This is a genomic window from Azospirillum formosense (assembly GCF_040500525.1).
Classification (GTDB): domain Bacteria; phylum Pseudomonadota; class Alphaproteobacteria; order Azospirillales; family Azospirillaceae; genus Azospirillum; species Azospirillum formosense_A.
The window spans coordinates 402,923-428,664 of sequence record NZ_CP159402.1; the positions used below are offsets into that span (position 1 = coordinate 402,923).

25 protein-coding genes are annotated in these 25,742 nt (G+C 69.6%); 13 read left to right on the forward strand and 12 right to left on the reverse strand.

Annotated elements, in window-relative coordinates; genetic code table 11:
- Window positions 1–14: 14 nt before the first annotated feature.
- The 5 genes from ABVN73_RS01900 to ABVN73_RS01920 form a co-directional block, all read right to left on the reverse strand.
- A complete protein-coding gene (locus ABVN73_RS01900; protein ID WP_353858688.1) occupies window positions 15–998 on the reverse strand; it encodes an SDR family oxidoreductase in 984 nt (327 codons plus the stop codon).
- A gap of 85 nt (window positions 999–1,083) precedes the next feature.
- Window positions 1,084–1,662, reverse strand: coding sequence for a YqaA family protein (locus ABVN73_RS01905; protein ID WP_014241343.1), 579 nt, complete (start codon window positions 1,660–1,662; stop codon window positions 1,084–1,086).
- 109 nt (window positions 1,663–1,771) lie between these two features.
- A complete protein-coding gene (locus ABVN73_RS01910) occupies window positions 1,772–2,017 on the reverse strand; it encodes a hypothetical protein (protein WP_353858689.1) in 246 nt (81 codons plus the stop codon).
- Window positions 2,018–2,101: 84 nt separating this feature from the next.
- Window positions 2,102–2,497 (reverse strand): cytochrome c family protein, encoded by a 396-nt coding sequence (locus tag ABVN73_RS01915; RefSeq protein ID WP_353858690.1) that lies wholly within the window; start codon window positions 2,495–2,497, stop codon window positions 2,102–2,104.
- A gap of 57 nt (window positions 2,498–2,554) precedes the next feature.
- Window positions 2,555–2,962: a LysR family transcriptional regulator gene (locus ABVN73_RS01920; protein ID WP_353858691.1), complete on the reverse strand. Its 408-nt coding sequence runs from the start codon at window positions 2,960–2,962 to the stop codon at window positions 2,555–2,557.
- A 253-nt stretch (window positions 2,963–3,215) separates the two neighbouring features.
- Here ABVN73_RS01920 and adh point away from each other — a divergent pair, with 253 nt between their 5' ends.
- Both adh and ABVN73_RS01930 read left to right on the forward strand, forming a co-directional pair.
- A complete protein-coding gene (gene adh, locus ABVN73_RS01925; RefSeq protein ID WP_353858692.1) occupies window positions 3,216–4,736 on the forward strand; it encodes an aldehyde dehydrogenase in 1,521 nt (506 codons plus the stop codon).
- Between the two features lie 99 nt (window positions 4,737–4,835).
- A complete protein-coding gene (locus tag ABVN73_RS01930; protein ID WP_353858693.1) occupies window positions 4,836–5,219 on the forward strand; it encodes a DUF779 domain-containing protein in 384 nt (127 codons plus the stop codon).
- A gap of 193 nt (window positions 5,220–5,412) precedes the next feature.
- Here ABVN73_RS01930 and cysS read toward each other — a convergent pair whose 3' ends face one another.
- Together cysS and gltX are read right to left on the reverse strand one after the other, a co-directional pair.
- Window positions 5,413–6,786 carry a cysteine--tRNA ligase gene (gene cysS, locus ABVN73_RS01935; RefSeq protein ID WP_353858694.1) on the reverse strand — a complete coding sequence of 458 codons (1,374 nt, stop codon included), beginning with the start codon at window positions 6,784–6,786 and terminating at the stop codon, window positions 5,413–5,415.
- Between the two features lie 34 nt (window positions 6,787–6,820).
- Window positions 6,821–8,164: a glutamate--tRNA ligase gene (gene gltX / locus ABVN73_RS01940; protein WP_353858695.1), complete on the reverse strand. Its 1,344-nt coding sequence runs from the start codon at window positions 8,162–8,164 to the stop codon at window positions 6,821–6,823.
- A gap of 273 nt (window positions 8,165–8,437) precedes the next feature.
- Here gltX and ipdC point away from each other — a divergent pair, with 273 nt between their 5' ends.
- The 4 genes from ipdC (at window position 8,438) to ABVN73_RS01960 (ending at window position 11,970) form a co-directional block, all read left to right on the forward strand.
- Window positions 8,438–10,075 (forward strand): indolepyruvate/phenylpyruvate decarboxylase, encoded by a 1,638-nt coding sequence (gene ipdC, locus ABVN73_RS01945; RefSeq protein WP_353858696.1) that lies wholly within the window; start codon window positions 8,438–8,440, stop codon window positions 10,073–10,075.
- Between the two features lie 120 nt (window positions 10,076–10,195).
- Complete coding sequence (elbB, locus tag ABVN73_RS01950; RefSeq protein WP_353858697.1) at window positions 10,196–10,864, forward strand: isoprenoid biosynthesis glyoxalase ElbB; 669 nt, start codon at window positions 10,196–10,198, stop codon at window positions 10,862–10,864.
- Window positions 10,865–11,006: 142 nt separating this feature from the next.
- Window positions 11,007–11,576 (forward strand): hypothetical protein, encoded by a 570-nt coding sequence (locus ABVN73_RS01955; RefSeq protein WP_109070023.1) that lies wholly within the window; start codon window positions 11,007–11,009, stop codon window positions 11,574–11,576.
- A gap of 157 nt (window positions 11,577–11,733) precedes the next feature.
- Window positions 11,734–11,970 carry a hypothetical protein gene (locus ABVN73_RS01960; RefSeq protein ID WP_353858698.1) on the forward strand — a complete coding sequence of 79 codons (237 nt, stop codon included), beginning with the start codon at window positions 11,734–11,736 and terminating at the stop codon, window positions 11,968–11,970.
- Between the two features lie 103 nt (window positions 11,971–12,073).
- On the opposite strand, the gene ABVN73_RS01965 is transcribed toward ABVN73_RS01960, so the two are convergent.
- From ABVN73_RS01965 to ABVN73_RS01975, 3 genes are all read right to left on the reverse strand, one after another.
- A complete protein-coding gene (locus tag ABVN73_RS01965) occupies window positions 12,074–14,800 on the reverse strand; it encodes a NahK/ErcS family hybrid sensor histidine kinase/response regulator (RefSeq protein WP_353858699.1) in 2,727 nt (908 codons plus the stop codon).
- Window positions 14,797–15,933, reverse strand: coding sequence for a nitric oxide-sensing protein NosP (gene nosP, locus ABVN73_RS01970; RefSeq protein WP_353858700.1), 1,137 nt, complete (start codon window positions 15,931–15,933; stop codon window positions 14,797–14,799). The genes ABVN73_RS01965 and nosP overlap by 4 nt, the downstream gene beginning before the upstream one ends.
- 305 nt (window positions 15,934–16,238) lie before the next feature.
- On the reverse strand, window positions 16,239–17,447 hold the full coding sequence (locus ABVN73_RS01975) for an acyltransferase family protein (RefSeq protein ID WP_353858701.1): 1,209 nt from the start codon (window positions 17,445–17,447) through the stop codon (window positions 16,239–16,241).
- 288 nt (window positions 17,448–17,735) lie between these two features.
- Between ABVN73_RS01975 and ABVN73_RS01980 the strand changes: the two genes are divergently transcribed.
- Window positions 17,736–18,200 (forward strand): preQ0 transporter, encoded by a 465-nt coding sequence (locus tag ABVN73_RS01980; RefSeq protein ID WP_353858702.1) that lies wholly within the window; start codon window positions 17,736–17,738, stop codon window positions 18,198–18,200.
- A 136-nt stretch (window positions 18,201–18,336) separates the two neighbouring features.
- Here ABVN73_RS01980 and ABVN73_RS01985 read toward each other — a convergent pair whose 3' ends face one another.
- Together ABVN73_RS01985 and ABVN73_RS01990 are read right to left on the reverse strand one after the other, a co-directional pair.
- Window positions 18,337–20,172, reverse strand: a complete 1,836-nt coding sequence (locus ABVN73_RS01985; RefSeq protein ID WP_353858703.1) for a CHASE domain-containing protein — start codon at window positions 20,170–20,172, stop codon at window positions 18,337–18,339.
- 14 nt (window positions 20,173–20,186) lie between these two features.
- Window positions 20,187–20,600 carry a response regulator gene (locus ABVN73_RS01990; protein ID WP_353858704.1) on the reverse strand — a complete coding sequence of 138 codons (414 nt, stop codon included), beginning with the start codon at window positions 20,598–20,600 and terminating at the stop codon, window positions 20,187–20,189.
- A 313-nt stretch (window positions 20,601–20,913) separates the two neighbouring features.
- On the opposite strand from ABVN73_RS01990, the gene cimA reads away from it, so the two are divergent.
- From cimA to rpsD, 6 genes are all read left to right on the forward strand, one after another.
- Complete coding sequence (gene cimA / locus ABVN73_RS01995; protein ID WP_353858705.1) at window positions 20,914–22,518, forward strand: citramalate synthase; 1,605 nt, start codon at window positions 20,914–20,916, stop codon at window positions 22,516–22,518.
- Window positions 22,519–22,534: 16 nt separating this feature from the next.
- The gene (locus ABVN73_RS02000; protein ID WP_353858706.1) at window positions 22,535–23,305 is read left to right on the forward strand and encodes an RNA methyltransferase; all 771 of its coding nucleotides are present in this window, start codon (window positions 22,535–22,537) and stop codon (window positions 23,303–23,305) included.
- 72 nt (window positions 23,306–23,377) lie between these two features.
- Window positions 23,378–24,064, forward strand: a complete 687-nt coding sequence (locus tag ABVN73_RS02005) for a PAS domain-containing transcriptional regulator (protein ID WP_353858707.1) — start codon at window positions 23,378–23,380, stop codon at window positions 24,062–24,064.
- Window positions 24,065–24,220: 156 nt separating this feature from the next.
- Window positions 24,221–24,433 carry a hypothetical protein gene (locus ABVN73_RS02010; protein ID WP_353858708.1) on the forward strand — a complete coding sequence of 71 codons (213 nt, stop codon included), beginning with the start codon at window positions 24,221–24,223 and terminating at the stop codon, window positions 24,431–24,433.
- A 140-nt stretch (window positions 24,434–24,573) separates the two neighbouring features.
- Window positions 24,574–24,870 (forward strand): N(2)-fixation sustaining protein CowN, encoded by a 297-nt coding sequence (gene cowN / locus ABVN73_RS02015; RefSeq protein WP_353858709.1) that lies wholly within the window; start codon window positions 24,574–24,576, stop codon window positions 24,868–24,870.
- Window positions 24,871–25,063: 193 nt separating this feature from the next.
- On the forward strand, window positions 25,064–25,678 hold the full coding sequence (gene rpsD / locus ABVN73_RS02020) for a 30S ribosomal protein S4 (protein WP_353858710.1): 615 nt from the start codon (window positions 25,064–25,066) through the stop codon (window positions 25,676–25,678).
- Window positions 25,679–25,742 lie beyond the last annotated feature (64 nt).

Genomic DNA, 25,742 nt, shown 5'->3' on the forward strand with positions numbered 1-25,742 from the left:
CGGACGCAAAGCCCTCAGTGGTTTCCGTTCTTGCTCCGCGCGTAGCCGGCGTAAGCCGCCGCCGCAGCGGCCGCGACCCCGGCGACGAGCAGCGGCGACACCCAGCCGGGCGGCGGGGTGCGGAAGCCGCCGGTGACGCCGCGGCCGCGCTCGACCGGGCTGAACAGGTTGCCGTCGCTCGGCGCGGCGGGCGGGGTCCGGCTGAAATGGCGGTGGGCGCCGTGGCCGGCGATCTTCTCCATCAAGCGCGGCGCCACCGCGTGCCCCAGCCGGGTCAGCGGCGTCATCGCCCCGACCATCGCCTGGGCGCGCGGGCGCAGGGCGAGGGACAGCACGGTGTCCGCCACGTCCTGCGGGTCGCCGTAGAAGGGGCTCTCCGCGTCCAGCTGGTGCCCGGTGTAGTTGGCGCCGTGCGACATGCCCGGCGTGTCGGTGAAGAAGGGATAGACGCCGCAGACATGGACTCCCGGCGCGTCGACCAGCTCCGCCCGCAGGCTTTCCAGAAGCCCTTCCAGCCCGAACTTGCTGGCGGCGTAGGCGGCGGCGTAGGGGGCGGGCGCCCAGGCCCCGACCGACACCGTGTTGATGAGCACCCCGTGGCCCTGCCGGCGGAACAGCGGCAGCACGGCGTGGGCGGCGTACAAGGGACCGAACAGGTTGGTCTCGACGACGCGGCGGTGCGCCTCCAGCGGGGTGTCCTCGAACCGCCCGACGGCGCCGACCCCGGCGTTGCTCACCCAGACGTCGATGCGCCCGTGCAACTGCATCGCCCGGTTGGCCAGCCGAAGGACCGCCTGGGCGTCGGTGACGTCGGTGGGCACCACCTCGGCCTCGCCGCCCAGTTCCCGGCATTCCTCGGCGACCTCGCCGAGCAGGGCCTCCCGCCGGGCGGCCAGCACCAGCCGGGCGCCCTCCCGCGCGAAGGTCAGGGCGGTGGCCCGCCCGATCCCGCTCGACGCTCCGGTCACGACCACCACGGCCCCGCGCACGCTGTCCATCCATCCTCTCCCGTCAATGCCTCGATGCGGCATCAACAGGACAGGGCGGCCCGGCGTCGCGGTGCTGTGGTCGGGTTGCCGTGGATCAGATCAGCTTGATCGCCAGGAAGCCGCCGATCAGGGCGACGGCGAAGGCGGTGGTGACCAGCGTCAGGCGCTTCTCGATGAAGGCGCGCACCGGCTCGCCGAACCAGTAGAGCAGGGCGGCGACCAGATAGAAGCGGATGGCCCGCGACAGGATCGAGGCGCCGATGAACACCCAGATGTTCAGCTTCGCCACACCTGCGGTGATGGTCAGCAGCTTGTAGGGGATGGGCGTCATGCCCTTGATGATGAGGATCTCCGCCCCGTATTCGACAAAGGTATGGCGCAGCGTCTCGAACTGGGCTTCCAGATGGTAGAAGTCGATGACCGCCTTGCCGATGGCCTCGTACAGGAAATAGCCGATCATGTAGCCGGCGACGCCCCCAACCACCGAGGCCAGCGTGCAGATCGTCGCGATCCGCCACGCGGCCTGCCGGTTGGCGAGCACCATCGGCACCATCAGGATGTCCGGCGGGATCGGAAAGAAGGAGCTTTCCGCGAAGGAAACCCCCGCCAGCCAGGTGGTGGCGTTCTTCGAGGCCGCCTTGGCCATCGTCCAGTCGTAGAGGCGCTTCAGCATGCCGGTCGCAGCCCGTGTTGTGCCGGTGAGGGAGCCCCTGTTTTAGCGGGGGACCGGGCCAGCGGCTACGACCAATTCGGGGCGGCCCCGGAAAGGCTACGCCATCGGCCTAGCGGGGGGCGGGCTTGCTCCCGGACCCGGCGGTGTCCGGCTCCGCCTTCTCGGGATCGGCGTGCGACACCGGATCGCAGTCGCCGTCGCGGGAACCGCCGGGATGGCCGCCCGGCATGCCGCGATAGCGGGTGTCCGGGTTGGACCCGCCGCCACCGCTCTGCTCGTCGCACAGCCGCCCGATGTCGGTCTTGTGAATGTCCTTGGGCTCGGCGCCTTTTTGTCCTGCGGTGTCGTCGACCATGGCCGTTCTCCGGCTGCGGGAATGGAAACCGGGCAACAGGCGAGCGCCGCCGCGGTTCCCGCCCCGCTTCCGTTCCGCCGGCGCTTACTTCGTCGCGGCTTCCAGATAGGCGATCAGGTCGGCCCGGTCCTCCGGCTTCGCCACCCCGGCGAAGGCCATGCGGCTGTCGGGGATGACCGCCTTGGGGTTGGCGAGGTACGGGTCGAGCGTCTTGGCGTCCCACGCGATGCCCGAGGACTTTAGGCCTTCGGAGTAGTTGGCGAAGCTGTCCACCGTGCCGGCCTTGCGCCCGAACAGCCCGTGCAGGGTCGGGCCGACGCGGTTCTTCCCCGCCTCCACCGTGTGGCAGGCCTTGCACTGGCGGAACAGCTTCTCGCCGTTCGCCGGATCGCCGTCGGCCAGGGCCGGGAGCGGCGCCGCGGCGAGAAGGACCAGGGCGGCCAAGGCTACAGGGGCAGCGGTGCGGGCGGCGGTGCGCATGGGTCGGGAGCCTCCTTCATCTCGCCGCGGCGGAAGGTCGCGGCGTCGAGGGAGACTTTACGGATCGCCGGAGTCCGGGCCATTGGACTTTGGAACAGCGGAATCCGCAGCCTCTTCAGACGCCGCCTCCGGCTTCAGCGCCTCGTCCAGCCAGACGAGATGCGGTGCCGCGGCGCGGCGGGCCTCCTCCTCCATGCGGCGGTAGCGGGCGATCACCTCCTGCCCGAAGGCGGTCAGGCCGGTCCCGCCGCCCTCCCGCCCGCCGACGTTGGTGCGCACCACCGGCTCGCGGAAGGCCGAGTTCATGGTCTCCACCAGGAACCACGCGCGGCGGAAGGACATGCCGAGCGCCCGCGCCGCCGCCGAGATCGAGCCGGTGCGGTCGATCTCCTCCAGCAGGGACACCTTGCCGGGGCCGATGGCGCCGGAGGGGTGGAGGAAGCGCAGCCGGATGTCGGTCGTCATGTCCTGAAGTCTCGCCGGGAAACGGATGGATCTCCGCCCAAGGTATCATCGGACGGGCATCGGTCAGTCCCGAATCTGGGGGCGCCGCGTCTGCAACCAAAGTCGAATTTACCGGCCTTCCCCGAAACCGCGATAACGGCGGGGCGCTGTGACGGATACCGATCATCGGTCGAACGGACACAGGGCACACAACCCCGCCAAACGTCATTCCACGACTTTCAGTTCGGGCAATCCGCTTCGGGAGGAAACCGCCGTGATCCATCAGGCCCTGGAAACGCTCAGCAAGCAGGTCGCCATCCGGCCGCGCTACGACAACTTCATCGGCGGCCAGTGGGTGGCGCCGACGAAGGGCCAGTACTTCACCAACCTGACCCCGATCACCGGCAAGACGCTGTGCGAGGTCGCCCGCTCCACCGCGGAGGACATCGAAAAGGCGCTGGACGCCGCCCACAAGGCCAAGGACGCCTGGGGCCGCACCTCCCCGGCGGAGCGCGCGCGCATCCTGAACAAGATCGCCGACCGCATGGAGGAGCGTCTGGACGTCCTGGCGCTGGCCGAGACGCTGGACAACGGCAAGCCGATCCGCGAGACGACCCACGCCGACCTGCCGCTCGCCATCGACCATTTCCGCTACTTCGCCGGCTGCGTCCGCGCCCAGGAAGGCACCATCGCGGAGATCGACCACACCACCTACGCCTATCACTTCCACGAGCCGCTGGGCGTCGTCGGCCAGATCATCCCGTGGAATTTCCCGCTGCTGATGGCCGTGTGGAAGCTGGCCCCGGCGCTGGCCGCCGGCAATTGCGTCGTGCTGAAGCCCGCCGAGCAGACCCCGATGGCCATCATGGTGCTGATGGAGATCATCGGCGACCTGCTGCCCGACGGCGTCCTCAACGTCGTCAACGGTTTCGGCATCGAGGCCGGCAAGCCGCTGGCCCAGAGCCCGCGCATCGCCAAGATCGCCTTCACCGGCGAGACGACGACCGGCCGCCTGATCATGCAGTACGCGGCGGAGAACATCATTCCGGTCACGCTGGAGCTGGGCGGCAAGTCGCCGAACATCTTCTTCAACGACGTGATGGCCGACGACGACGAGTTCCTGGACAAGGCGCTGGAAGGCTTCGCCATGTTCGCGCTGAACCAGGGCGAGGTCTGCACCTGCCCGTCGCGCGTCCTGGTGCAGGAGAAGATCTACGACAAGTTCATGGAGAAGGCCGTCGCCCGCGTCGCCGCCGTCAAGCAGGGCAGCCCGCTCGACCCCGCGACGATGATCGGCGCCCAGGCGTCCATCGACCAGCTCGAGAAGATCCTCTCCTACATCGACATCGGCAAGGCCGAGGGCGCCAAGGTGCTGATCGGCGGCGAACGCGCCCACCTGGGCGGCGAGCTGGAGAGCGGCTACTACGTCCAGCCGACGGTCTTCGAAGGCCACAACAAGATGCGCATCTTCCAGGAGGAGATCTTCGGGCCGGTGGTGTCCGTGACCACCTTCAAGACCGAGGAGGAGGCGCTCGCCATCGCCAACGACACGCTCTACGGCCTGGGCGCCGGCGTGTGGAGCCGCGACGGCAACCGCGCCTTCCGCATGGGCCGGGCCATCCAGGCCGGCCGCGTGTGGACCAACTGCTACCACCTCTACCCGGCCCACGCGGCCTTCGGCGGCTACAAGCAGTCGGGCATCGGACGCGAGACCCACAAGATGATGCTCGACCACTACCAGCAGACCAAGAACTTGCTGGTCAGCTACAGCCCGAAGGCCCTGGGCTTCTTCTAAGCGTCCTGTCTCCTCCCTGACGACTTTCTGGGCCGGCGGCCATTCGGCCTCCGGCCCTTTTTCTCATCCGACGCGCTATTCATTCGGGAGTGTCCGCCCATGGTCGAACGAGTCGTCGCCACACCGGCGGCCCTGGCGCTGATCGAAAAGCTGCGCGGGCTCTACGGGCCGCTGTTCTTCCACCAGTCCGGCGGCTGCTGCGACGGCAGCGCGCCGATGTGCTTCATGGACGGGGAGTTCCGCCCCGGCGGGCAGGACGTCCGGCTGGGCGAGATCGGCGGCTGTCCCTTCTACATGGGGGCGGCGCAGTTCGAATACTGGTCGCACACCCAGCTCATCATCGATGTGGTGCCGGGCCGCGGCGCCAGTTTCTCGCTGGAGGCGCCGGAGGGCGTGCGCTTCCTCACCCGGTCCCGCCTGTTCTCCGATGGCGAGGTGGCGGCGCTGCGTTCCGATCCCGGCGATATGACAAGAAAAGCATAGCGCTGTTTCGTGGAATGCGGTATTCAGAATTCGACTTTGGGACTTTCCCAGTCGGCACGGCCTCCGGGCGGTCTGATCCGTGTTCAGACCGGCTCCCCCGCGTGGTGGTGCATATGGAACCGAACTCAGGCGCCTTCCGCGACGGCGGAAGGCGCCTTTTTCGTTGGATGGGAGAGACGCGGCCCGGCGGACCTCAGCCGCGCTTCCAGGTCGTGCCCTGCGGGCCGTCCTCCAGGACGATGCCCAGCTCGGCCAGCTCCTTGCGGATGCGGTCGGCCTCCGCGTAGTTCTTGGCCTTGCGGGCGGCCAGACGGTCCTCGATGCGCTGCTGGATGTCGGCGTCGGACAGGGCGGCGGCCCCCTTCGGCGCCCAGCGGAACCACGCCTCCGGGTCCTGCTGGAGCAGGCCCAGCGCCTCGCCGGCGGCGCGCAGCGCGCCCTTGGCGGCGGCCTTCCCGTTATCGCCCGTCGCCTTGTTCACCGCCGAGGCCAGCTCGTGCAGGTGGGAAATGGCGAGTGGGCTGTTGAGGTCGTCCTCCAGAGCGGCCAAGACGTCGAACGGCAGTTCGGCGTCCGCCGCGGCGGGCTCGCCGCGCAGCGCCTGGTACCAGCGGTCGAGCGTCGCCTTGGACTGCTTCAGCCCCTCGCGGGTGAAGTCCAGCGGCTGGCGGTAGTGGGCGCTCATCAGCGTCAGGCGGATGGCCTCCCCGGGGAATTCGTCCAGCAGCTCGTGCACGGTGAAGAAGTTGCCCAGCGACTTGGACATCTTCTCGCCTTCGACCGTCACGAAGCCGTTGTGGACCCAGTAGCGGGCCAGCGGCTCGCCGCCGTGGGCGCAGCGGCTCTGGGCGATCTCGTTCTCATGGTGCGGGAAGATCAGGTCCAGCCCGCCGCCGTGGATGTCGAAGGTGACGCCCAGATGCTCCTTGGCCATGGCCGAGCATTCGATGTGCCAGCCGGGCCGGCCGCGGCCCCACGGGCTGTCCCAGCCGGGCTGGTCGGCGGCGCTCGGCTTCCACAGCACGAAGTCGGAGGAGTCGCGCTTGTAGGGGGCGACCTCGACGCGGGCGCCGGCGATCATCTCGTCCAGCGAGCGGCGGGAGAGCTGCCCGTACTCCGCCATCGACGGCACGGAGAACAGCACATGGCCCTCCGCGGCGTAGGCGTGGCCGCGCTCGATCAGCAGCCCGATCAGCGCGATCATGTGCGAGATGTGGTGCGTGGCGCGCGGCTCGATGGTCGGGCGCAGCGCGTTCAGCGCGTCCATGTCGGCGTGGTAGAGATCGGCGGTGCGCTTGGTCAGCGCCTCGATCGGCTCCCCGCTGTCGCGCGAGCGGTCGATGATCTTGTCGTCCACGTCGGTGATGTTGCGGACGTAGGTCACCGCCGGGTACAGCCGCCGCAGCAGCCGGAACAGCAGGTCGAACACCACCACCGGGCGGGCGTTGCCGATGTGCGCGGTGTCGTAGACCGTGGGTCCACACACATACATGCCCACCCGGTCCGGACTCATCGGCTCGAAGCGTTCCTTGCGGCGGGTCAGCGTGTTGTAGAGGTCCAGCGGCACGGCGCCATGTCTCCTGTATGGGGTCTTCGCGATTTTACGCGGTCTCTCCCGCGAGGCGTTTTTGCGCGCGGGTTCGGCCGATCAGGGGTAGCAGGTTCTTCAATTCCGGTCCATGGTCCCGCCCGGTGAGGGCGCGGCGCAGGGGGAGGAACAAATCCTTGCCCTTCCGACCCGTCTTCGCCTTCACCGCACCCGTCCAGGTGCCCCAGGTGGAGAGGTCCCACGGCTCCTCCGGGAGCAGGGCCGCCGCCTCGGCGAGGAAGGCGGGATCGTCCGCCGCCGGGGCGACCGGGGCGTGGGTCACCGCCCACCAGTCGCGGGCCTCGGCGACGCGCGACAGGTTGGGGCGCACCGCCTCCCAGAAGGCGGCGTCGGCATCATCCAGGCCGAGCGCGGCCAGCTCCCCGGCGACCCGCTCGAAGGGCAGCAGGTGGAGGATGCGGGCGTTCAGCCGCAGCAGATCCTCCGGGTCGAACTTCGGGGTGGCGCGGGACACCTTGGCGATGTCGAACTCGGCCACCAGCTCGTCCAGCGTCAGCCGCGGCTCGATGGCGTCGGAGGTGCCGAGCTTGGCGAGCAGGCTGGCCAGCGCCATCGGCTCGATCCCCTCCTCCTCGCGCAAGGACGCTACCGACAGGCTGCCCAGCCGCTTGGACAGTCCCTGTCCCGCCGCGTCGGTCAGCAGCGGCAGATGGGCGAAGACCGGCACCGCACCACCAACCGCCTCGAAGATCTGGATCTGCACGGCCGTGTTGGCGACGTGGTCCTCGCCCCGGATGACGTGGGTGATGGAGAGGTCGGCGTCGTCCACCACGCTGGTCAGCGTGTAGAGCGGCCGCCCATCCTCGCGGATCAGCACGGGATCGCTGAGCGCCGCACCTTCGAAATGCACCGGCCCGCGCACGAGGTCGGTCCATTCCACCGGGCTGTGCTCCAGCTTGAAGCGCCAGTGCGGCTTGCGCCCCTCCGACTCCAGGCGGGCGCGGTCGGCGTCGGTCAGGCGGAGCGCCGCGCGGTCGTAGATCGGCGGGCGGCCCTGCGAGACGAGGCTGGCGCGCTTGAGGTTCAGCTCCTCCGGCGTCTCGTAGCAGGGGTAGAGCCGCCCGCTGGCCTTCAGCGCCGCCGCCACCTCGTCGTAGCGGCCGTAGCGGTCGCTCTCCCGCGCGAAGCGGTCCCAGGCCAGGCCGAGCCAGGTGAGGTCCCGCTCGATCCCCTCCGCGTATTCCGGCTTGGACCGCTCCTCGTCCGTGTCGTCGAGGCGCAGCAGGAAAGTGCCGCCCGCCTTGCGCGCGAACAGCCAGTTGACGAGCGCGAGGCGCACATTGCCGACATGGAGGAGACCGGTCGGGCTGGGGGCGAAGCGGACGGCGACGGACATGCGGGCATCATTCGAAAGTCGGGACAAGGCGGCAGTCGTAGCACGCCGCGCGCCGGTCCGAAAGACGCCCATCAGGCGCCAGGGCGGGCGCCAAGGGGGCGCTGCGGGGCCTATCGCTTTCGGCGGCCGGTCCCTGTGCCACCCCTCCACAATTTCCGGCGCACATGGATTGTTTCGAATGAAACAATTCTTGCGCGGAGCGGTGCCGGAGGCGATGCTGTCCCCCTGTGCGGGTTTTCGGCCCGCGAAACCAATTGGAACGGGAGAGCGGCCATGAAGCTGGCCGAAGCCCTGCTGCGCGCGCTGAAGGATCGCGGCGCACAGGCCATGTTCGGGATTCCGGGCGACTTCGCCTTGCCCTTCTTCAAGGTGGCGGAGGAAACGCAGATCCTGCCGCTCCACACGCTGAGCCACGAGCCGGCGGTGGGCTTCGCGGCGGACGCGGCGGCGCGTTACAGCTCGACGCTGGGGGTGGCGGCGGTCACCTACGGGGCGGGCGCCTTCAACATGGTGAACGCGGTGGCCGGCGCCTACGCCGAGAAGTCGCCGGTCGTCGTCATCTCCGGCGCGCCGGGCACGACGGAGGGCAACGCCGGCCTGCTGCTGCACCACCAGGGCCGCACGCTGGACACGCAGTTCCAGGTGTTCAAGGAGATCACCGTCGCCCAGGCCCGGCTGGACGACCCGGCCAAGGCCCCGGCGGAGATTGCCCGCGTGCTGGGGGCCGCCCGCGCCCTGTCGCGTCCGGTCTATCTGGAAATTCCTCGCAACATGGTCAACGCCGAGGTCGAGCCGGTGGGCGACGACCCCGTCTGGCCGGTGGACGGCGACGCGCTGGCCGCCTGCGCCGACGAGGTGCTGGCGGCGATGCGCGCAGCCGCATCGCCGGTGCTGATGGTCTGCGTCGAGGTTCGCCGCTACGGGCTGGAGGCCAAGGTGGCGGAGCTGGCGCAGCGGCTGGGCGTGCCGGTGGTCACCACCTTCATGGGGCGCGGCCTGCTGGCCGACGCGCCGACCCCGCCGCTCGGCACCTACATCGGCGTCGCCGGCGACGCGGAGATCACCCGGCTGGTCGAGGAGTCGGACGGGCTGTTCCTGCTCGGTGCCATCCTCAGCGACACCAACTTCGCGGTGTCCCAGCGCAAGATCGACCTGCGCAAGACCATCCACGCCTTCGACCGGGCGGTGACGCTGGGCTATCACACCTACGCCGACATCCCGCTGGACGGGCTGGTCGACGCGCTGCTGGAGCGGCTGCCGCCGTCCGACCGGACGACGCGCGGCAAGGAGCCCCACGCCTACCCCACCGGCCTCCAGGCGGACGGCGAGCCGATCGCCCCGATGGACATCGCCCGCGCCGTCAACGACCGGGTCCGCGCCGGGCAGGAGCCGCTGCTGATCGCGGCCGACATGGGCGACTGCCTGTTCACCGCCATGGACATGATCGACGCCGGGCTGATGGCGCCGGGCTATTACGCGGGCATGGGCTTCGGCGTGCCGGCGGGCATCGGGGCGCAGTGCGTGTCGGGCGGCAAGCGCATCCTGACCGTGGTCGGCGACGGCGCCTTCCAGATGACCGGCTGGGAGCTTGGCAACTGCCGACGGCTGGGCATCGATCCCATCGTGATCCTGTTCAACAACGCCAGTTGGGAGATGCTGCGCACCTTCCAGCCCGAATCGGCCTTCAACGACCTGGACGACTGGCGCTTCGCCGACATGGCGGCGGGCATGGGCGGCGACGGTGTGCGCGTGCGCACGCGGGCGGAGCTGAAGGCGGCGCTGGACAAGGCCTTCGCCACGCGCGGGCGCTTCCAGCTGATCGAGGCGATGATCCCCCGCGGCGTGCTGTCCGACACGCTGGCCCGCTTCGTCCAGGGGCAGAAGCGCCTGCACGCCGCGCCACGGGAATAGGGGCGGGGAGCAGGGTCCGGGAGCCGGGCCTGGGAGTAGGCGGGGGCTTGGCCGTGGGGTAGGGTTGGCGACAACCCTCCCCACCGGGGAGGGACATCGGAACCAAGGAGGACTCACCCCATGGCGGACAAGCCGTTGCGGATCGCGGTCGTGCTCTCGGGCTGCGGCGTCTATGACGGGACGGAGATTCACGAGGCGGTGTGCACCCTGCTGGCGATCAGCCGCGCCGGGGCGGAGGCCGTGTGCTTCGCCCCCAACGTCCCGCAGGCCCACGTCGTCGACCATCTGACCGGCGGGGAGGCGGCGGAGACCCGCAACGTGCTGGCCGAATCCGCCCGCATCGCCCGCGGCAAGGTCGCCGACCTCGCGACCTTCGACGCGGCGGCGGTGGACGCGCTGATCTTCCCCGGCGGCTTCGGCGCGGCCAAGAACCTGTGCGACTTCGCTTTCAAGGGCGCGGACTGCACGGTCAACCCGGACGTCGAGACGGCCGTGCGCGCCATGCGCGACGCCGGCAAGCCGATTGGCGCCCTGTGCATCGCCCCGGCCATCCTGGCCAAGCTGCTCGGCACGGAGGGGGTGGAACTCACCATCGGCTCCGACGCCGGGACCGCCGCCGCGCTGGAAAGCCTGGGGGCGAAACACAGCGTCACCGGCCACGGCGAGATCGTGACCGACCGGCGCCTGAAGGTCGTCACCTCCCCCTGCTACATGCTCGACGCCAGCCTCGCGCAGATCGCCGAAGGCGCCGAGAACACCGTCCGCGCGCTGATCGGACTGGCCCGCTAAGCTGTTGTCGCGCTTGCGCTAAGGAGCGGGTGCCGAAGCGGGATACCCCCTTCGGCACCGGCGCCGTGCAACAATTCGTTAACCATAAAAGCCCACCCTGTCCCTGCTTTCGGGCAGACTTTATTCAGGGACGAGGACGGCGATGACCTGCATTGTTGGCTTGGTGGACGGCGATCGTGTGTGGATGGGCGGTGACAGCGCGGGCGTGAACGGCCTGGACATCACCGTGCGCGCGGACACCAAGGTGTTCCGCAACGCCGACATGCTGATCGGCTTCACCAGCAGCTTCCGCATGGGCCAGCTTCTGCATTACCGGTTGGAGCCGCCGCACCGCGACCCCGAGGCCGACGTCTTCCGCTACATGGTCGTCGATTTCGTGGACGCCGTGCGCGGCTGCCTGAAGGATGGCGGCTACGCCCACCGCTCCAACGACGTGGAGACCGGCGGCACCTTCATGGTCGGCTATGAGGGGCGCCTCTTCTCCATCCAGTCCGACTATCAGGTGGGCGAGGCGGTGCGCGGCTATCACGCCATCGGCTGCGGGTCCGACTACGCGCTGGGCTCGCTCGCCTCCACGGCCGGGCTGCCGGCGGAGGAGCGGGTGCTGAAGGCGCTGGAATGCGCCGAGCTGTTCAGTGGCGGCGTGCGCGCGCCCTTCACCATCCAGTCGATGGTTCGCCGGCCGCATCTGGCGCTGACCGAAGCGGCGTAAAGCCACAATAAAATTCAGGACTTGCCGCGCCGTTTTCGCCATCCGGCAAGACGGCGCGAAGTCATGCCCGCGTTGCGGCAAACTGTGCTATAGGGACGGCGCTCCGTCCGCCAGAGATGGAGAAGAAAAAGACCATAAATACAGTGGGTGCTAGAGAATGGTGGACCAAACTGTTGGTGATGCGGATCGTTTGATTGGCGAAGAGTCGCGCGACGACTCGGGCCGGGTGCATGGCCTGCCGGCTTACTGCAATTCGCCTTACTTCGTGTTTCCGGCGCTGATCCTTCTGCTGATCATGCCGCTGTCGATCATTTTCCACCCGTCCTGGATCGTTCCGCTGGCCGAGCTGTACGCGGTCGGCATGATGGTGACGATCATCCGCCTGACGCGCTGAGGCGTCGGGTCTTCCGCCACCCCGGTCCTCCGCTCCCGCTTTCCAGGGACGGGCCGGGGTGGAGGCCCTTGGGGCGCCCCGTTGCCCCCGCACCGTTTCCCCGCTACCCCAGAAGCCCCGTCATCACCGCGCGAAGCTGCGCCGGCCGCACCGGCTTGTTCAGCACGTGGCAGCCCCTGGCCTGCGCCTCCTCCACCACCTCGGCGGTGCGGTTGGCGGTGATCAGGACCGACGGCAGGTCCGCCCCGCAGCGCTCGCGCACCCGCGCGATCTCGGTGAAGCCGATCACCCCGTCGTCCAGGTGGTAGTCGGCGAACAGCACGTCCGGCGCCACCGCTCCCAGCCCGGCCAGGGCCTCGTCGCCCGACGCCGCGGTGGCGACGCTGCACCCCCAACCCTCCAGAAGCGCGCGCATCCCGGCCAGCACCGCCGGCTCGTTGTCGATCACCAGAACCCGCGTGCCGGCCAGCCGGTTCGAGGATGTGCGCACCGGCGCCTCCAGCGCGCGTACCGGGCGGGCGTAGCGCCCGAAGGGCACCGTCACCGCGAAGACCGACCCCCGCCCCGGCTGCGAGCGCACGGTGATCGGGTGGTCGAGCATCCGCGCCACCCGCTCCACAATGGCGAGGCCGAGGCCCATGCCGCGCACCCGCTCGTTGGCGCAGGGCGTGTCGAGGCGGCGGAACTCCTGGAAGATCTCGTCCAGCTTGTCGGCGGGCACGCCGGGGCCGGTGTCCCACACCTCGATCCGCAGGCCCTCGCGCGTCCGCCGGCAGCCGACCAGAACGCGTCCGGCCCCTCCCTTTTCCCCTCCTTCCGCCGCCCTCTTCGCCTGGGTGTAGCGCAGGGCGTTGGACAGGAAGTTCTGCAGGATGCGGCGGAGCAGCCGGATGTCGCTGCGCACCACGGCGTGGCTGGGAACGACGCTCAGCTCCAGCCCGCGCTCCTTCGCCACCGCCGCGTATTCGGTGGCCAGCGCGCCGAACAGGCTCTTGATCGGGAAATCGGCGATCTCCGGCCGCACCGCCCCGGCGTCCAGCTTGGAGATGTCGAGCAGCGCCGACAACAGGTCCTCGACCGACGCCAGGGCGACGTCGACGTTGTCGACCAGCCCGCGGTTGGGCTCCGGCTGCTCCAGGTCGCCCAGCGCCGAGACGAACAGCCGCGCCGCGTTCAGCGGTTGCAGCAGGTCGTGGCTGGCCGCCGCCAGGAAGCGGGTCTTGGACAGGTTGGCCTGCTCCGCCTCCGCCTTGGCGAGACGCAGCGCCTCCTCCGCCGCGATGCGCTCGGCGATCTCCTGCTGGAGCTGGCTGTTGAGCCGGGTCAGCTCGGCGGTGCGCTCGACGACGCGGCGCTCCAGGCTGTCCTTGGCGTCGGCCAGCGCCTCCGCCGCCATCCGCCGCTCGGTGATGTCGTGGATCAGGCCGAAATAGCCCAGCACCTCCGGCTTGCCGCCGCCGCGCCGCTCGCCGAAATGCGGGATGTAGGTGGCGACGGCGTAGCGCGGGGCGCCGTTCTCGCCGGGCAGTTCCAGGTCGAAGGTGACCTCCTCCCCGGCCAGCGCCCGCAGCACGTAGGAGCGTCGCACCTCGTAATAGAGGTCGCCCAGCGCCGCCCACATGGGCTGGCCCTCGATCTCCTCGCGCTTGCGGTTGAACCAGCCCTCATAGGCCTTGTTGACGAAGCGGAAGCGCTGCTCGGCGTCGACATAGGCGATCAGCGCTGGCACGGCGTCGGTGACCAGCCGGATGCGCTCCTCGCTGTCGCGCAGCGCCTGCTCGGCGCGCTTGCGCTCGGTGATGTCGGTGAAGGTCAGGACGAAGCCGCCGCCCGGCATGGGGTTGCGGCTGATTTCCAGCACCGTGTCGTCCAGCCAGGGCTGCTCGACGAGGCAGCTCGGCATCATCAGCGCCTTCAGCGACAGGCCGCGATCGCCGAGGGCGGCGTGGTGAAGCACGAAGTCGGCGAAGCCCGCCCCGCGTTCCGCCACCTTGGCGGGCAGGCGCAGCAGGCCGGTGAAGCGTTCGTTCCAGGCGACCAGCCGCTGGTCGCGGTCGTACACCCCGACCCCCTGGGCGATGTTGTCCAGCGTCGCCTGGAGGAGCGCCGACTTCTCGGCCAGCTCGCGTTCGCGGCGGCGGGTCTCATGCTCCTTGATGTCGGTGATGTCGGTGTAGACGCCGACCACCCCGCCGTCGCGGGTCCGCCGCTCGTTGACCTGGACCCAGCGCCCGTCGGCCAGCCGGTAGACGTAGGGACCCTTCAGCGCCCGGTGCTGGGCCAGCCGCTCCGACAGCCAGCGGTCGGGCCGCGGGTAGGCGTCGGCGATGGTGCGCGAGGAGGCCGCCAGCTCGGCGATCTCCTGGAAGCGGATGCCCGGCAGGATGCGGTCGCGGATCTCCGGCCACAGGGCCAGATACTTGCTGTTGCACAGGACCAGCCGGTCGTCGGCGTCGAAGATGGCGAAGCCCTCGTTGACCGACTCGATGGCCTCCGACAGGCGGCTGCGCATGGTGTCGGCCAGCTCCTTGGCGCGGGCCAGCGCGCGGTGGCTGTCCTCCAGCTCGCGCAGGGCGCGCTCCAGCTCCAGCGTGCGCTCGCGCACCTTCTGCTCCAGGACGATGGCGGTCTGGAACAGGGAGAAGGCGCCCCCCTGCACGTCCATCGACCGCTCCACCCGGTCCATCAGCACTTGGTTGATGCGGCGGAGCTTGGCGTTCTCGCGCTCCAGCGCCTCCAGCCGCTTGTCCTCGCCGGTGACCGGGAGGGGGGCGGGCGATGGATCGGCAGATGGGCGGGACGGTTCCCGCCAGTCGAAGATGAGCGTCATCGCGCACCTATCGCGACACCGGTGAAGGTCTGGTTGACGTGCATGGCGTTGTACTGTTCGCCGTAGGCGCAGAAGCCGACGACGTTGTGCCGCGCCAGCGCCGCCGACATGACGTGCTTGAGCTGCCGCTGCTCCAGCTCCAGCCGGCGCAGGATGCAGTCGCAGCCGAGCACGAGGTCCGGCGGCCCGCCGACCTCCGCGGCCAGCTTGCGCATCATCTCCTCAAGATTCTCCACCGGGTCGACGCCGCGCGCGACGGTCAGCACGATGCCCTCGTCGATGGCGCAGTAGAAGGTCAGGCTCTCGTCGTCGTTGACCTTCTGGATGGAGCGGACATGGTACTCGCCCCCCACCCGCACGACGACGGGATAGGCGGCGAAGATCAGGGGGGTCAGCGGCTCCCCCTCCAGCCCGACCATGCGGGCGTACTCGCGGCCCGCCGGCTCGGCGTTGATCTCGGTGACGATGCGGCGCTGCGGGTCGGCGCCGGTCACCACCATCTTGGCGTCGGACGCCACGAAATGCTCGGTCCGGAAGACCACGAAGCGGCGCGCCGTGGTGACCAGCATCAGCACGGCGGCGTTGGTGTGGAACCGTCCCTCGTGCAGGACGAAGGTGCGCTCGAAGCGCAGCTCGTCCCCGGCGGAGCCGCCGAACAGCGGGATGTCCATCAGCACGCTGTGCAGCGCGCTGACAACCATCTCCTCGGCCCGCGACATGCCGTCGATCATCAGGAAGGCGAAGCTGCCATGGTCGGGGAAGGCCTTGGCGCGGGCGGCCAAGGCGACGTCGCGCTGCTCCATCAGGCTGCGCAGGACGCGCGGCGCCTCGGCGATGGAGAAGCGGTCGAGGTCGTCGATGCGCTGGGTGGCGATGGTGAAGTCGGCGCGCGGGAAGCCGATGCCGACCAGCGACCCGGCGGCGTAGCCGAAGGGCGTGATCTCGCCCGCCGTGGTGCAGCCGACCACCGGCACCGGCCCGAACAGCTCGGCCAGGGCCGCCGCCAGCTCCACCCGGTCATAGTGCGCGGAGCAGAAGACCAGCACCATCTCCAGCCCGTCCGCGGCGGCGGGGTTGCGCCCGCACAGCCCCTCGAAGAGGTCCCGCGCGGCGGCGCGGGCGTCCTCCGCCATCGAGACGGCCCTTGGCAGGGGCGGGCTGGGCGGCGAGGAGCTGGGCGGCAAGGAGCTGGGCATGGGGCCGCTGGGCGGAGCATCGGAGAGGAGAGCGTCCGAGGCCGGATGGCTGGTCACAATGCGGGTCCCGAAAAGCATCGGCATGGCATCCAACACCCCAAGCCGCCACCCGATGCCGGAAGGCCGGCCGGGGAACGTGGGCGGATGACCTATAGGTTACTTCAGCGACGCCCGCCGGGCAAAGCCGGCGCGGAGGTGCGGGCATGCGACCATGGTCTAAGACGGCTTGGCCTTGCCGGCGTTCAGCCGGTCCGGCGCGCCATCGTCTCGCGGCCGCGCGCCGGGGTGCTTCGCTTCTTCGCCTCGCCCGGCGGGACGCCGTTCATCAGGAAGCGCAGCGTCGGCGAGCGGCGGACCAGCCCGTGATGGACCGCCAGCGGCACGAACAGGCCGACCGCGGTGATCGCGGCGAACTCCAGCAGGGGCGGGGCGGTGACGGCCAGCAGGGCGAAGCCCAGGGCCATGACCACCAGATGGTGCAGCAGGTAGATGGTGTAGGAGGCCTGCGACAGCGCCCGCACCCGGCGGCTTTCCGCCGAGAAGAAGGACTGCGTCAGGCCGAGGACGAAGCGGAAGGCCGACCAGGCGGCGACGGCGCGCAGCGCCTCGTCGAGGAAGCGGATCGGCATGGGCTTCTCCACGCCGACCATGCCGATGTGGACGGCGAAGCAGACCAGATAGGTCAGGGCCACGCCCCAGCTCGCCCTGGCGTAGCGCGCGGCCCCGCCCGGCCAATGGGCGATCAGCACCCCGACCGCGAAGAAGCCCGCCGAGACGACGATGCTCACCGCCGTCGAGTTGGTCGGCACCAGCGGCGTCACCAGCAGGTCGGAGATGTTGTCGAACCCCAGCACCCCCATCATGACGAGGCTGAGCAGGAGCGGCGGCAGCCAGTCCGGCGGGTCGGCCAGCCAGCGGGCCAGCCCCGGCGCGCGTTCGGCCATCCGCCGGTGCAGCGCGACCAGCAGCGGGTAGGTGAGGCAGAGCGCCAGGACGCTGACAAACAGCTCGACCAGGAACCACAGGTGATAGACGAGCCCGCCGCTCCAGAAGGCCGCGGGGATGGTCCGGGTGACGAACTCGCCGGCGGTCAGGCCGGGGTCGATGGCGCGGGTCTCCATCCATAACTGCGCGACGTTCAACGTCGCCGCCATGGCGACGAGCGGCACCAGCAGCCGCGAGGCCCGCGAGGTCAGCACCGCCCGCGGCCCGTGGCGGCGCAGGCTGTGGGCGATCAGCAGGCCGGAGATCAGGAAGAAGGCGGGCATGCGGAAGCTGTGGATGAAGTCCGCGAACAGCCCGATCCAGGCGATGCCGTCGGGCGAGTTCATCACCCAGTCGTAGCCCGGCGTGTAGATCAGCGCCGCGTGGTAGGGCACGCCGAGGATCATCAGCAGGCTGCGCGCCGCGTCCAGCGCGTGATCCCGTGTGCCGCCCACTCCAGTCGCCATAGCTGCCGCCGCCATCGCCCTCGCCTTTCGGGGTCTCTTTCGTTTCGCCTCCCCGAACGAACGCGCCAGGGCATCGTCCGGATGCGCTAGGGGCGGCGGCGCATTCGGGGAACCGAGATGGGGGTAAGACGTTTCCGCCGGTTGCGCCCCGTCCGCACCGGCGCGCGCCGAGGGTTCACGCCAGGGGTTCGAAGCTGTTACAAGACCGCTGCGGAGCGCTCGCATTCACGCGGGTGGCGCCGTCGTTCGCGCCCGTATTTCCGCGGGTGGCTTTTGGAGGATTCCGTCATGCTCTGGCTCGCCGCCTACATCGGCAGCGTACTCGCCATCAACTACGCCTTCAGCCTGGCGCCGCATCTCGACCTCGTGTGGTCATGCTGGGCCGGGTTGATCTTCGTCCTGCGCGACATGGTCCAGGTCCGCTACGGCCACTGGTCGCTGGCCGCCATGCTGGCCGCCACGGTGCTGTCCTTCCTGCTGGCCGACCCCTTCGTCGCGACGGCCAGCGTCACCGCCTTCGCGGTGTCGGAGCTGATCGACTGGGGCGTCTTCACCGTCACCCGCCGCCCGCTGCGCGACCGGCTGTGGATCAGCGCCGCCCTGTCGGTGCCGGTGGACACGGCGCTGTTCTTCGGCATGCTCGGCATCTGGGACCCGATGGTGTGGGCGGCCAGCCTCGCGTCCAAGCTGGCCGGCGTGTCGGCGGTGTGGATCCTGATGCGCGCCCGCTCGGCGCGGCCGGCGACGGCCTGACCCCGGAGGCGCCCGCACGGGTTTGGCAATCGCCGACTCGGCGGCCCGCCGGTTCGATCGCCGGCTTCCCCCGCGCGGACGGGGGACGCCGGCGTCGGCGATTGCCAAAACCTTTCCGGGCAGGCGCCCGCGGGCGTCAGACCGCCGAGGCCGCCGTCTCGGTGGTCGGGCGGGGACCGGTCGCCTCGTCGGGAATCTCGACCAGGAAGATGGCGCCGCGGCCCGGGCGCGACAGCACCCGCACCCGGTAGCCGAGCAGGCGGCTGAGCCGCGCCACCGTGGCGAGGCCGAGGCCGAGGCCCTTGCGCCGGTCGCGCTCCGGATTGCCGATCTGGTAGAAGTCCTCGAAGATGAGATGCAGCCGGTCCTGCGGAATGCCGGGGCCGGTGTCCTGCACCTTGATGGCGGTGAAGCCGCGCGCCTGCCGGCAGGTCACGCGGATGGTGCCGCTGTGCGTGTATTTCAGCGCGTTGTTCAGCAGGTTGCGCACGATCCGCTCCAGCATCGCCGGGTCGGTCGTCACGCGGGCGCCGCCGCAGGTGACGCGGAAGCCCAGGCCCTTGCCGGCGGCCTCCAGCCGGCCCTCCTCGCAGATGCGCTCCAGGAAGACGGACAGGTCCAGCTCGGACAGCTGCGGGCTGATCACCCCGGTCTCCAGCGTGGCGATGTCCATCAGCGAGTTGAGCAGGCGCTGCGTCGCCTCGAACCCGTCCCGGGCGGCGTCCACCAGCTTGCGCTGCCGGGGATTCTCCGTCTGTTCGCCGATCATGTGCAGATAGATGCCCAGCGTCTGGAGCGGCTGGCGCAGGTCGTGGCTGGCCGCGGCCAGGAATCGCGACTTGGCGGCGTTGGCCTGCTCCGCCTCCGCGCGCGCCAGCGCCAGCGCGTCGTAGCTGCGGCGCAGCTCGGCCATGCGGTCGCGGTCCTGCAGCACGGAGTTGACGGTGGCGACCAGGAGCAGCGTGATGATCAGGCCGGCGAACAGCACCCCCCGCGGCGTGGCGCTGGCCACGCTCTCCTCGAAGGCGTGGGTGCCGGACAGAACCAGCGTCCAGGGGCGCCCGAACACCTCGATGCGCAGGACGTCGCGGAAGGCGTCCCGGCTGGGCGCGGAATCGAACATCAGCGAGTCCGGCGTGGTCTCCGTCCCGTCATAGACGCGGATGTCCAGAAGCTGGGACCCGCCCTGGCCCATGATGCTGCGCATCAGGTCATGCGCGCGGAAGGGGCTGTAGACGAAGCCCAGCAGCGCCTCGCGCCGGTCGGCGGCGGTGGTCAGCGGCATGGTCTGGTCGTAGACCGGCACATAGATGAGGAAGCCCGGCTGCACGTCCTCGTCGGTTTCCTGGACCAGCCGCAGCCGCGCGGTCGCCGCGGCGGTGCCGGTGCCCCGGGCGCGCTCCATGGCGGTCTGGCGGGTCGGCTCGGCGTGCATGTCGAAGCCGAAGGCCCGCAGGTTGCGGCTGGCGAAGGGCTCAATGTAGACGATCGGGAAATATTCGGGCCGCTCCCCCTCCGGCGTCACGCGGTAGCTGTAGAAGCCGGCGGCGTGCAGCGACGCCTCGTGCTGCTCCCGGTCGTGGGCCTTCACGCGCTTGGCGTAGCCGATGCCCTGAATGCCGGGATAGCGGTCCTCCACATGCAGGCCGGTGACGTAGGCCCGCCATTCGGTGCGGCTGACCTGCCCGCCGCCGGCGTCCACCATCGCCACGGCGCCCTGGAGCATCTGTTCGTAGGTGTCGAGCCGCTCCGTGACGGCGCCCGCCAGATCGCCGGCCAGCGCGCGGAAGCGCGCCTCGGCCAGCCGGTGGTTCTGCTCGGTCAGCAGCAGCCAGGCGAGGCCGGTCAGCAGCAGCCCCAGCCCGAAGACCACCCAGCTTTCCCAGGACCGGAACAGCCGCCCGTCCGCGACGACGCGGCGGCGCTTCGGCCTGGGCGGTTCGGCGGGCGCCGGCGGTAAGGGAACGTCCATGCCGGCCGGCCCCGTCACGCCGTACCGGCGGGCTGCTCCCGCAGGACCTTGGTCAGCACCGCCTGGAGATGGGGCGGCAGCACCGGCTTCTGCAGGACGGTCAAGCCGCGGGCCCGGGCGTCGCGCAGCCCTTCGGTGGAGGTGTCGCCCGTGATGATGACGCCCGGCACCTCGGCCCCGGACTCCGCGCGGATGCGGTCGATGGCCTGCACCCCGGTGCGCCCCTCGCGCAGGCGGTAGTCGGCCAGGATGGCGTGGGGGGTTTCCCCGGCGGTGGACAGGCGGTCGACGGCCTCCCCCTCGCTTTCGGCGGTGACGACCCGATACCCCCACATCTCCAGCAGGAGGTTGAGGGCCTGCAGAACCGTCCGCTCGTCGTCGATCACCACGACGAGCTTGTCCTGGTCGTCGTCACCCGCGGGAGTCACAGTGTCCAATCCATCCGTTCAGAAGAGCCGGTGATCATACAGACCAACAGGCGTCCGGCCAGAAAAGAGTACCGCACCCGTGAGATGGGCGCCATGCAGAGGGGCGGCTGTGTAGCACAGACGATGGTTTATTCGGTCAGTACATTTGTCCTATTACCTCCATTGCGTGCCTATGGCCGGCGCGGCAAAGCCCCGCATTCCTGGCGGGTTCGATCAAAAGCATTGAGATGGCGAAGCGCATCGTCCATTCTTCCGGCCCTCCGGACAGTCCTATGACCTTCCTTCGGGCGACCAATTTCTTCGGGCGGCGGCAATGACGGGCGAACGCATCTATCTGTACGATACCACCCTGCGCGACGGGGCGCAGACCCAGGACGTGGATTTTTCCGTCGCCGACAAGATCGCCATCGCCCGCGATCTCGACCGGCTGGGAATCGACTATGTGGAAGGCGGCTGGCCCGGCGCCAACCCGACCGACGACCAGTTCTTCGCCGAGGCGCCGGACCTCGCCCGCTCGACCTTCACCGCCTTCGGCATGACGCGCCGTCCCGGCCGCAGCACCGCGAACGACCCGCAGCTCGCCGCGCTGATCCAGTCCAAGGCGCGCGCCGTCTGCATCGTCGGCAAGACCTGGGACTTCCACGTCGACGTGGCGCTGGCCATCCCGCGCGAGGAAAACATCGAGCTGATCGCCGACAGCATCGCCGCGCTGAAGGCCGCCAAGGGCGAGGCGCTGTTCGACGCCGAGCATTTCTTCGACGGCTACAAGCGCAACCCGGCCTACGCCGCGTCCTGCATCAGGGCCGCCTACGAGGCCGGGGCGCGCTGGGTCGTGCTGTGCGACACCAACGGCGGCACGCTGCCGCACGAGATCGACGAGATCGTCCGGCAAGTGATCGATGAGCACGGCATTCCCGGCGACCGGCTGGGCATCCACTGCCACAACGACACCGAGAACGCCGTCGCCAACTCGCTGGCCGCGGTGCGGGCCGGGGTGCGGATGGTGCAGGGGACGATCAACGGGCTGGGCGAGCGCTGCGGCAACGCCAACCTCGTGTCGCTGATCCCGTCGCTGATGCTGAAGATGGGCTACGACGTCGGCATCAAGCCCGCCGACCTGCCGCTGCTGACCGAGATCAGCCGCAAGTTCGACGAGCGGCTGAACCGCGCGCCGAACCGCCACGCCCCTTACGTCGGCGCCAGCGCCTTCGCCCACAAGGGCGGGCTGCACGTCTCCGCCGTGGAGAAGGACCCGTCCTCCTACGAGCATGTCGAGCCGGAGGCGGTCGGCAACCGCCGGCAGATCGTCATGTCGGACCAGGCGGGCCGTTCCAACGTCATCGCGCGGCTGCGCGAGATGGGCATGGCCGTCGACCCGAAGGACGAGCGGCTGAACCGCCTGCTCGACCTCGTGAAGCAGCGCGACACCGAGGGCTACGCCTACGACACCGCCGAGGCCAGCTTCGAGCTTCTGGTCCGCCGGGAACTGGGCGAGGTGCCCGACTATTTCACCCTGAAGCGCTTCCACGTGACCGACGAGCGCCGCTACAACGCCAAGGGCGAGCTGGTGGTCGAGTCCGAGGCGGTGGTGCGGGTGAAGATCGGCGGCACAGAGTATCACGAGGTGGCGTCGGGCAACGGCCCGGTCAACGCGCTGGACACCGCGATGCGCAAGGCGCTGGAGCCGCTGTACCCGCTGCTCGACGGGGTGAAGCTGTCCGACTACCGCGTGCGCATCCTGGCCGCCAAGGACGGCACCGGCGCCATGCCGCGCGTGCTGATCCGCTCGCGCAACGGCGACGGGGCGGAATGGTCCACGCTGGGCGTCTCCACCAACATCATCGAGGCGTCGATGGAGGCGCTGGTGGACAGTTACACATTCAAGCTGTTTAAAGGCGGCGCAACACCGCGAAGCTGAGACCAAAGTTCAGATCATGACCTCCGGCAAAGACCCCAACCGGCCCTCCGTCCTGGGCGGCCCGACCATCATCCTCGTGCAGCCCCAGCTCGGCGAGAACATCGGCGCCTGCGCGCGGGCCATGCTCAACTGCGGCCTGACCGAGCTGCGTCTGGTGAAGCCGCGCGACGGCTGGCCGAACGAGAAGGCGGTGGCCGCGGCGTCGGGCGCCGACCTGGTGCTGGACGGGGCGAAGCTCTACGAGACGACGGCGGAGGCCGTGGCCGACCTGAACGTGGTCTTCGCCACCACCGTCCGCACCCGCGGGATGATCCAGGAGTTCGTCACCCCGCGCGTCGCGGCGACCGAGCTGCGCGCCCATGTCGACTCCGGGCACAAGACCGGCGTGCTGTTCGGGCCGGAGCGCACGGGGCTGGTCAACGATGACCTGACGCTGGCTTCAACGCTGATCACCGTTCCGCTCAACCCCGCCTTCTCCTCGCTCAACCTGGCGCAGGCGGTGCTGCTGATCGGCTACGAGTGGTTCCAGACCGGCGAGATCCCGCCCGACCGCGTTCTGCACACCGGCCAGACCCGCCCGGCGACCAAGGCGGAGCTTCTGAACTTCTTCGAGCATCTGGAGGGCGACCTCGACCGGACCGGCTTCTTCACCTCGCCGGAGAAGCGCCCCTCGATGGTCCGCACGCTGCGCAACGCGCTGGAGCGGATGCAGATGACCGAGCAGGAGGTCCGCACCTTCCACGGCGTCGTCGCGGCGCTGACCGGGCGGCGCAAGGGCGAAGCGTAACCTCTCCCGAACCTCTTCCCATCCGGGGCGGATCGCGGCCTATACTGCCCCATGGAATACACCTTGCAGCATATGGACGTTGGCCTCGTCCTGCTCGACGGCGACCGGCGCGTGGTGTCGGTCAACGCCGCCGTGGCCCGGATGCTGGGCCGCGACCGTCCGCTGCTGGGCGCCAGCCTGCACGACCTGCACCCGCCGGGCAGCCGCGCCAAGGTGGAGCTGCTTCTGGCCGCGGCGCATGACCCGGACTCCCCGGCGGCGGCCAGCTCGATGATGGTGGCCCTGCCGGGGCGGACCATCGTGGTGAAGGCCACCGCCCTGCCGTCGGGCGGCGGGGCCGCGCTGGCCCTGATGCTGTTCGAGGTGAACGGCAAGGCGCTTCCCGAGCCGCCGCCGCCCGCGGACACGGCGCCCGAACCGGTCACGCCGCTGGTGAAGCTGCCCATCACGACGCGCCAGGGCGTGGTTCTGATCGACCCCGCCGACGCGGTCTATGTGCAGGCCGACGGCCATTACACGCGGGTCCACACGGCGGACGGCGCCTTCTTCTGCTCGCTCTCCCTGTCGGAGCTGGAGGCGCGCCTCGACGGGCGGCAGTTCGTGCGGGCGCACCGCCGCTATCTGGTCAACCTGCGCCACGCCCAGGCCATCGACCGCAGTGACGGGCGGGCCGCCTTCGTCATGGCCGCTCCCGGCTCCCCCCGCGTGCCGGTCAGCCGCGGTCGGATCGAGCGGTTGAAGAAACTGCTGGCTCTCTAGCCCTTCCCCTTGCGCGCATCAGGGTTGTTCCGGCCGGGCTGTGACTTCCGGGGGCGGTTGATCCGCCTCAATCCTCCGGCGCCGCCGCAGGCGTAGAACAAGGCCATGGCCGGCGCCCGCATCGGGTGGGCGCCACGATGACGAGGAGATACGGCCATGGCCTTCCAGGACGACGACCGCGCCTATGTGGACCAGCTCGTGGTGGAGTATTATGGCGACCGCCTGACCGGCATGGCGCCGGAGCGTCTCGCCGCCCTTCACGCTCTGTTCGGCGAGGTGATGTGGCACGAGGGGATCGAGGCGTTGACCCCGCAGCGGCTGAACACGCTGCTTGAGTTCGCCGAGGACGAGCTGTCGCACGCCGCCTGAGCAGGTGGGGCGCGAACCGTTCGCGCAGAACACCCGCCGTTCACGCCGTCCGCCCGCCGTTCGTGCAGCGGGTCTTGTTCCGGGACCCGCCTTCCGCGATGAGGAATGTCGAGACATCCTCCTTTGTGGGAATCACGACCGTGGACGCAACCGACACTCCCGACCGCTACGTCTCCTTCAAGGGCATCGACTGCGAGGGCAATTCCCGCCGCATCATCGAGCGCCTGTACATGCACATCAACGACCCGGCCAAGACCAACGCCTTCTGGGAACGCTTCCGGGCGAAGCTGGCGGTCGCCGACGATCCGCTGAAACGGCAGGCGGACGGGCTGTGCCTGCTCTGCGCCAATGTCTATTACATCTCCGACCTCTTCGAGGAACACGAGGACGAGGAAGGGCTGGCCATGCTGCGGCAACTCGAGGACGAGTGCTGCTGAGTCTTCGTTCCGGCCTCCTGGTCTGACGACTCTTGGTTTGATCCGACTCATGGTTTGACAAGGCGCGCCGAATCCGTATAGTGCGCGCCTTCACTCCTGGGAAAGCGGGCGTGCCTCTTGTTTGCGCCCCGTCCGCGGCCTGTTCCGCGGAACTACCGGGACAAAACCAACTCGTGTTCCATCGAGGACCAAAATGGCCAAGCGTCAACAGTCCAAGTACAAGATCGACCGCCGCCTCGGCGTCAACCTCTGGGGCCGCGGCAAGTCGCCGATCAACAAGCGTGAGTATGGCCCGGGCCAGCACGGCCAGCGCCGCAAGAAGCCGTCCGACTACGGCCTGCAGCTCATGGCGAAGCAGAAGCTGAAGGGCTACTACGGCAACATCGGCGAGAAGCAGTTCCGCCGCATCTACGCCGAGGCCGTGCGCCGCAAGGGCGACACCGGCGAGAACCTGGTGGGCCTGCTGGAGCGCCGCCTGGACGCGGTGGTCTACCGCATGAAGTTCGCGCCGACCCCGTTCGCCGCGCGCCAGATCATCAACCATGGCCACATCCTGGTCAACGGCCGCCGCCTGAACATCCCGTCGGCCCAGATCAAGGAAGGCGACACCATCGAGGTGCGCGCCAAGTCCAAGCAGATGGCCCTCATCCTCGAGGCCTCCGCCTCGGGTGAGCGCGACACCCCGGACTACCTGGAAGTCGACTCCGGCGCCCTGAAGGGCCGCTTCGTCCGCGTCCCGCTGCTGGCCGACATTCCGTATCCGGTCCAGATGGAACCGAACCTGGTCGTCGAGTTCTACTCGCGCTGACCGCTCGGCCCAGCCGACACAAGAAAGGCCGCGCCTCCGGGCGCGGCCTTTTTTCGTTTGGGAT

What these genes read in the sequence shown, in the direction of transcription:
- ABVN73_RS01920 (WP_353858691.1), bottom strand. Translation starts at nt 2,962, where the DNA reads ATGACGACCGACATCCGGCTGCGCTTCCTCCACCCCTCCGGCGCCATC.
- ABVN73_RS01900 (WP_353858688.1), bottom strand. Translation starts at nt 998, where the DNA reads ATGGACAGCGTGCGCGGGGCCGTGGTGGTCGTGACCGGAGCGTCGAGC.
- ABVN73_RS01980 (WP_353858702.1), top strand. Translation starts at nt 17,736, where the DNA reads ATGCTCTGGCTCGCCGCCTACATCGGCAGCGTACTCGCCATCAACTAC.
- ABVN73_RS01910 (WP_353858689.1), bottom strand. Translation starts at nt 2,017, where the DNA reads ATGGTCGACGACACCGCAGGACAAAAAGGCGCCGAGCCCAAGGACATT.
- ABVN73_RS01915 (WP_353858690.1), bottom strand. Translation starts at nt 2,497, where the DNA reads ATGCGCACCGCCGCCCGCACCGCTGCCCCTGTAGCCTTGGCCGCCCTG.
- ABVN73_RS01930 (WP_353858693.1), top strand. Translation starts at nt 4,836, where the DNA reads ATGGTCGAACGAGTCGTCGCCACACCGGCGGCCCTGGCGCTGATCGAA.
- ABVN73_RS02005 (WP_353858707.1), top strand. Translation starts at nt 23,378, where the DNA reads ATGGACGTTGGCCTCGTCCTGCTCGACGGCGACCGGCGCGTGGTGTCG.
- elbB (WP_353858697.1), top strand. Translation starts at nt 10,196, where the DNA reads ATGGCGGACAAGCCGTTGCGGATCGCGGTCGTGCTCTCGGGCTGCGGC.
- gltX (WP_353858695.1), bottom strand. Translation starts at nt 8,164, where the DNA reads ATGTCCGTCGCCGTCCGCTTCGCCCCCAGCCCGACCGGTCTCCTCCAT.
- ABVN73_RS01985 (WP_353858703.1), bottom strand. Translation starts at nt 20,172, where the DNA reads ATGGACGTTCCCTTACCGCCGGCGCCCGCCGAACCGCCCAGGCCGAAG.
- ABVN73_RS01905 (WP_014241343.1), bottom strand. Translation starts at nt 1,662, where the DNA reads ATGCTGAAGCGCCTCTACGACTGGACGATGGCCAAGGCGGCCTCGAAG.
- ABVN73_RS02010 (WP_353858708.1), top strand. Translation starts at nt 24,221, where the DNA reads ATGGCCTTCCAGGACGACGACCGCGCCTATGTGGACCAGCTCGTGGTG.
- ABVN73_RS02000 (WP_353858706.1), top strand. Translation starts at nt 22,535, where the DNA reads ATGACCTCCGGCAAAGACCCCAACCGGCCCTCCGTCCTGGGCGGCCCG.
- nosP (WP_353858700.1), bottom strand. Translation starts at nt 15,933, where the DNA reads ATGGCGGAGGACGCCCGCGCCGCCGCGCGGGACCTCTTCGAGGGGCTG.
- cimA (WP_353858705.1), top strand. Translation starts at nt 20,914, where the DNA reads ATGACGGGCGAACGCATCTATCTGTACGATACCACCCTGCGCGACGGG.
- ipdC (WP_353858696.1), top strand. Translation starts at nt 8,438, where the DNA reads ATGAAGCTGGCCGAAGCCCTGCTGCGCGCGCTGAAGGATCGCGGCGCA.
- ABVN73_RS01960 (WP_353858698.1), top strand. Translation starts at nt 11,734, where the DNA reads ATGGTGGACCAAACTGTTGGTGATGCGGATCGTTTGATTGGCGAAGAG.
- rpsD (WP_353858710.1), top strand. Translation starts at nt 25,064, where the DNA reads ATGGCCAAGCGTCAACAGTCCAAGTACAAGATCGACCGCCGCCTCGGC.
- ABVN73_RS01955 (WP_109070023.1), top strand. Translation starts at nt 11,007, where the DNA reads ATGACCTGCATTGTTGGCTTGGTGGACGGCGATCGTGTGTGGATGGGC.
- ABVN73_RS01965 (WP_353858699.1), bottom strand. Translation starts at nt 14,800, where the DNA reads ATGACGCTCATCTTCGACTGGCGGGAACCGTCCCGCCCATCTGCCGAT.
- ABVN73_RS01975 (WP_353858701.1), bottom strand. Translation starts at nt 17,447, where the DNA reads ATGGCGACTGGAGTGGGCGGCACACGGGATCACGCGCTGGACGCGGCG.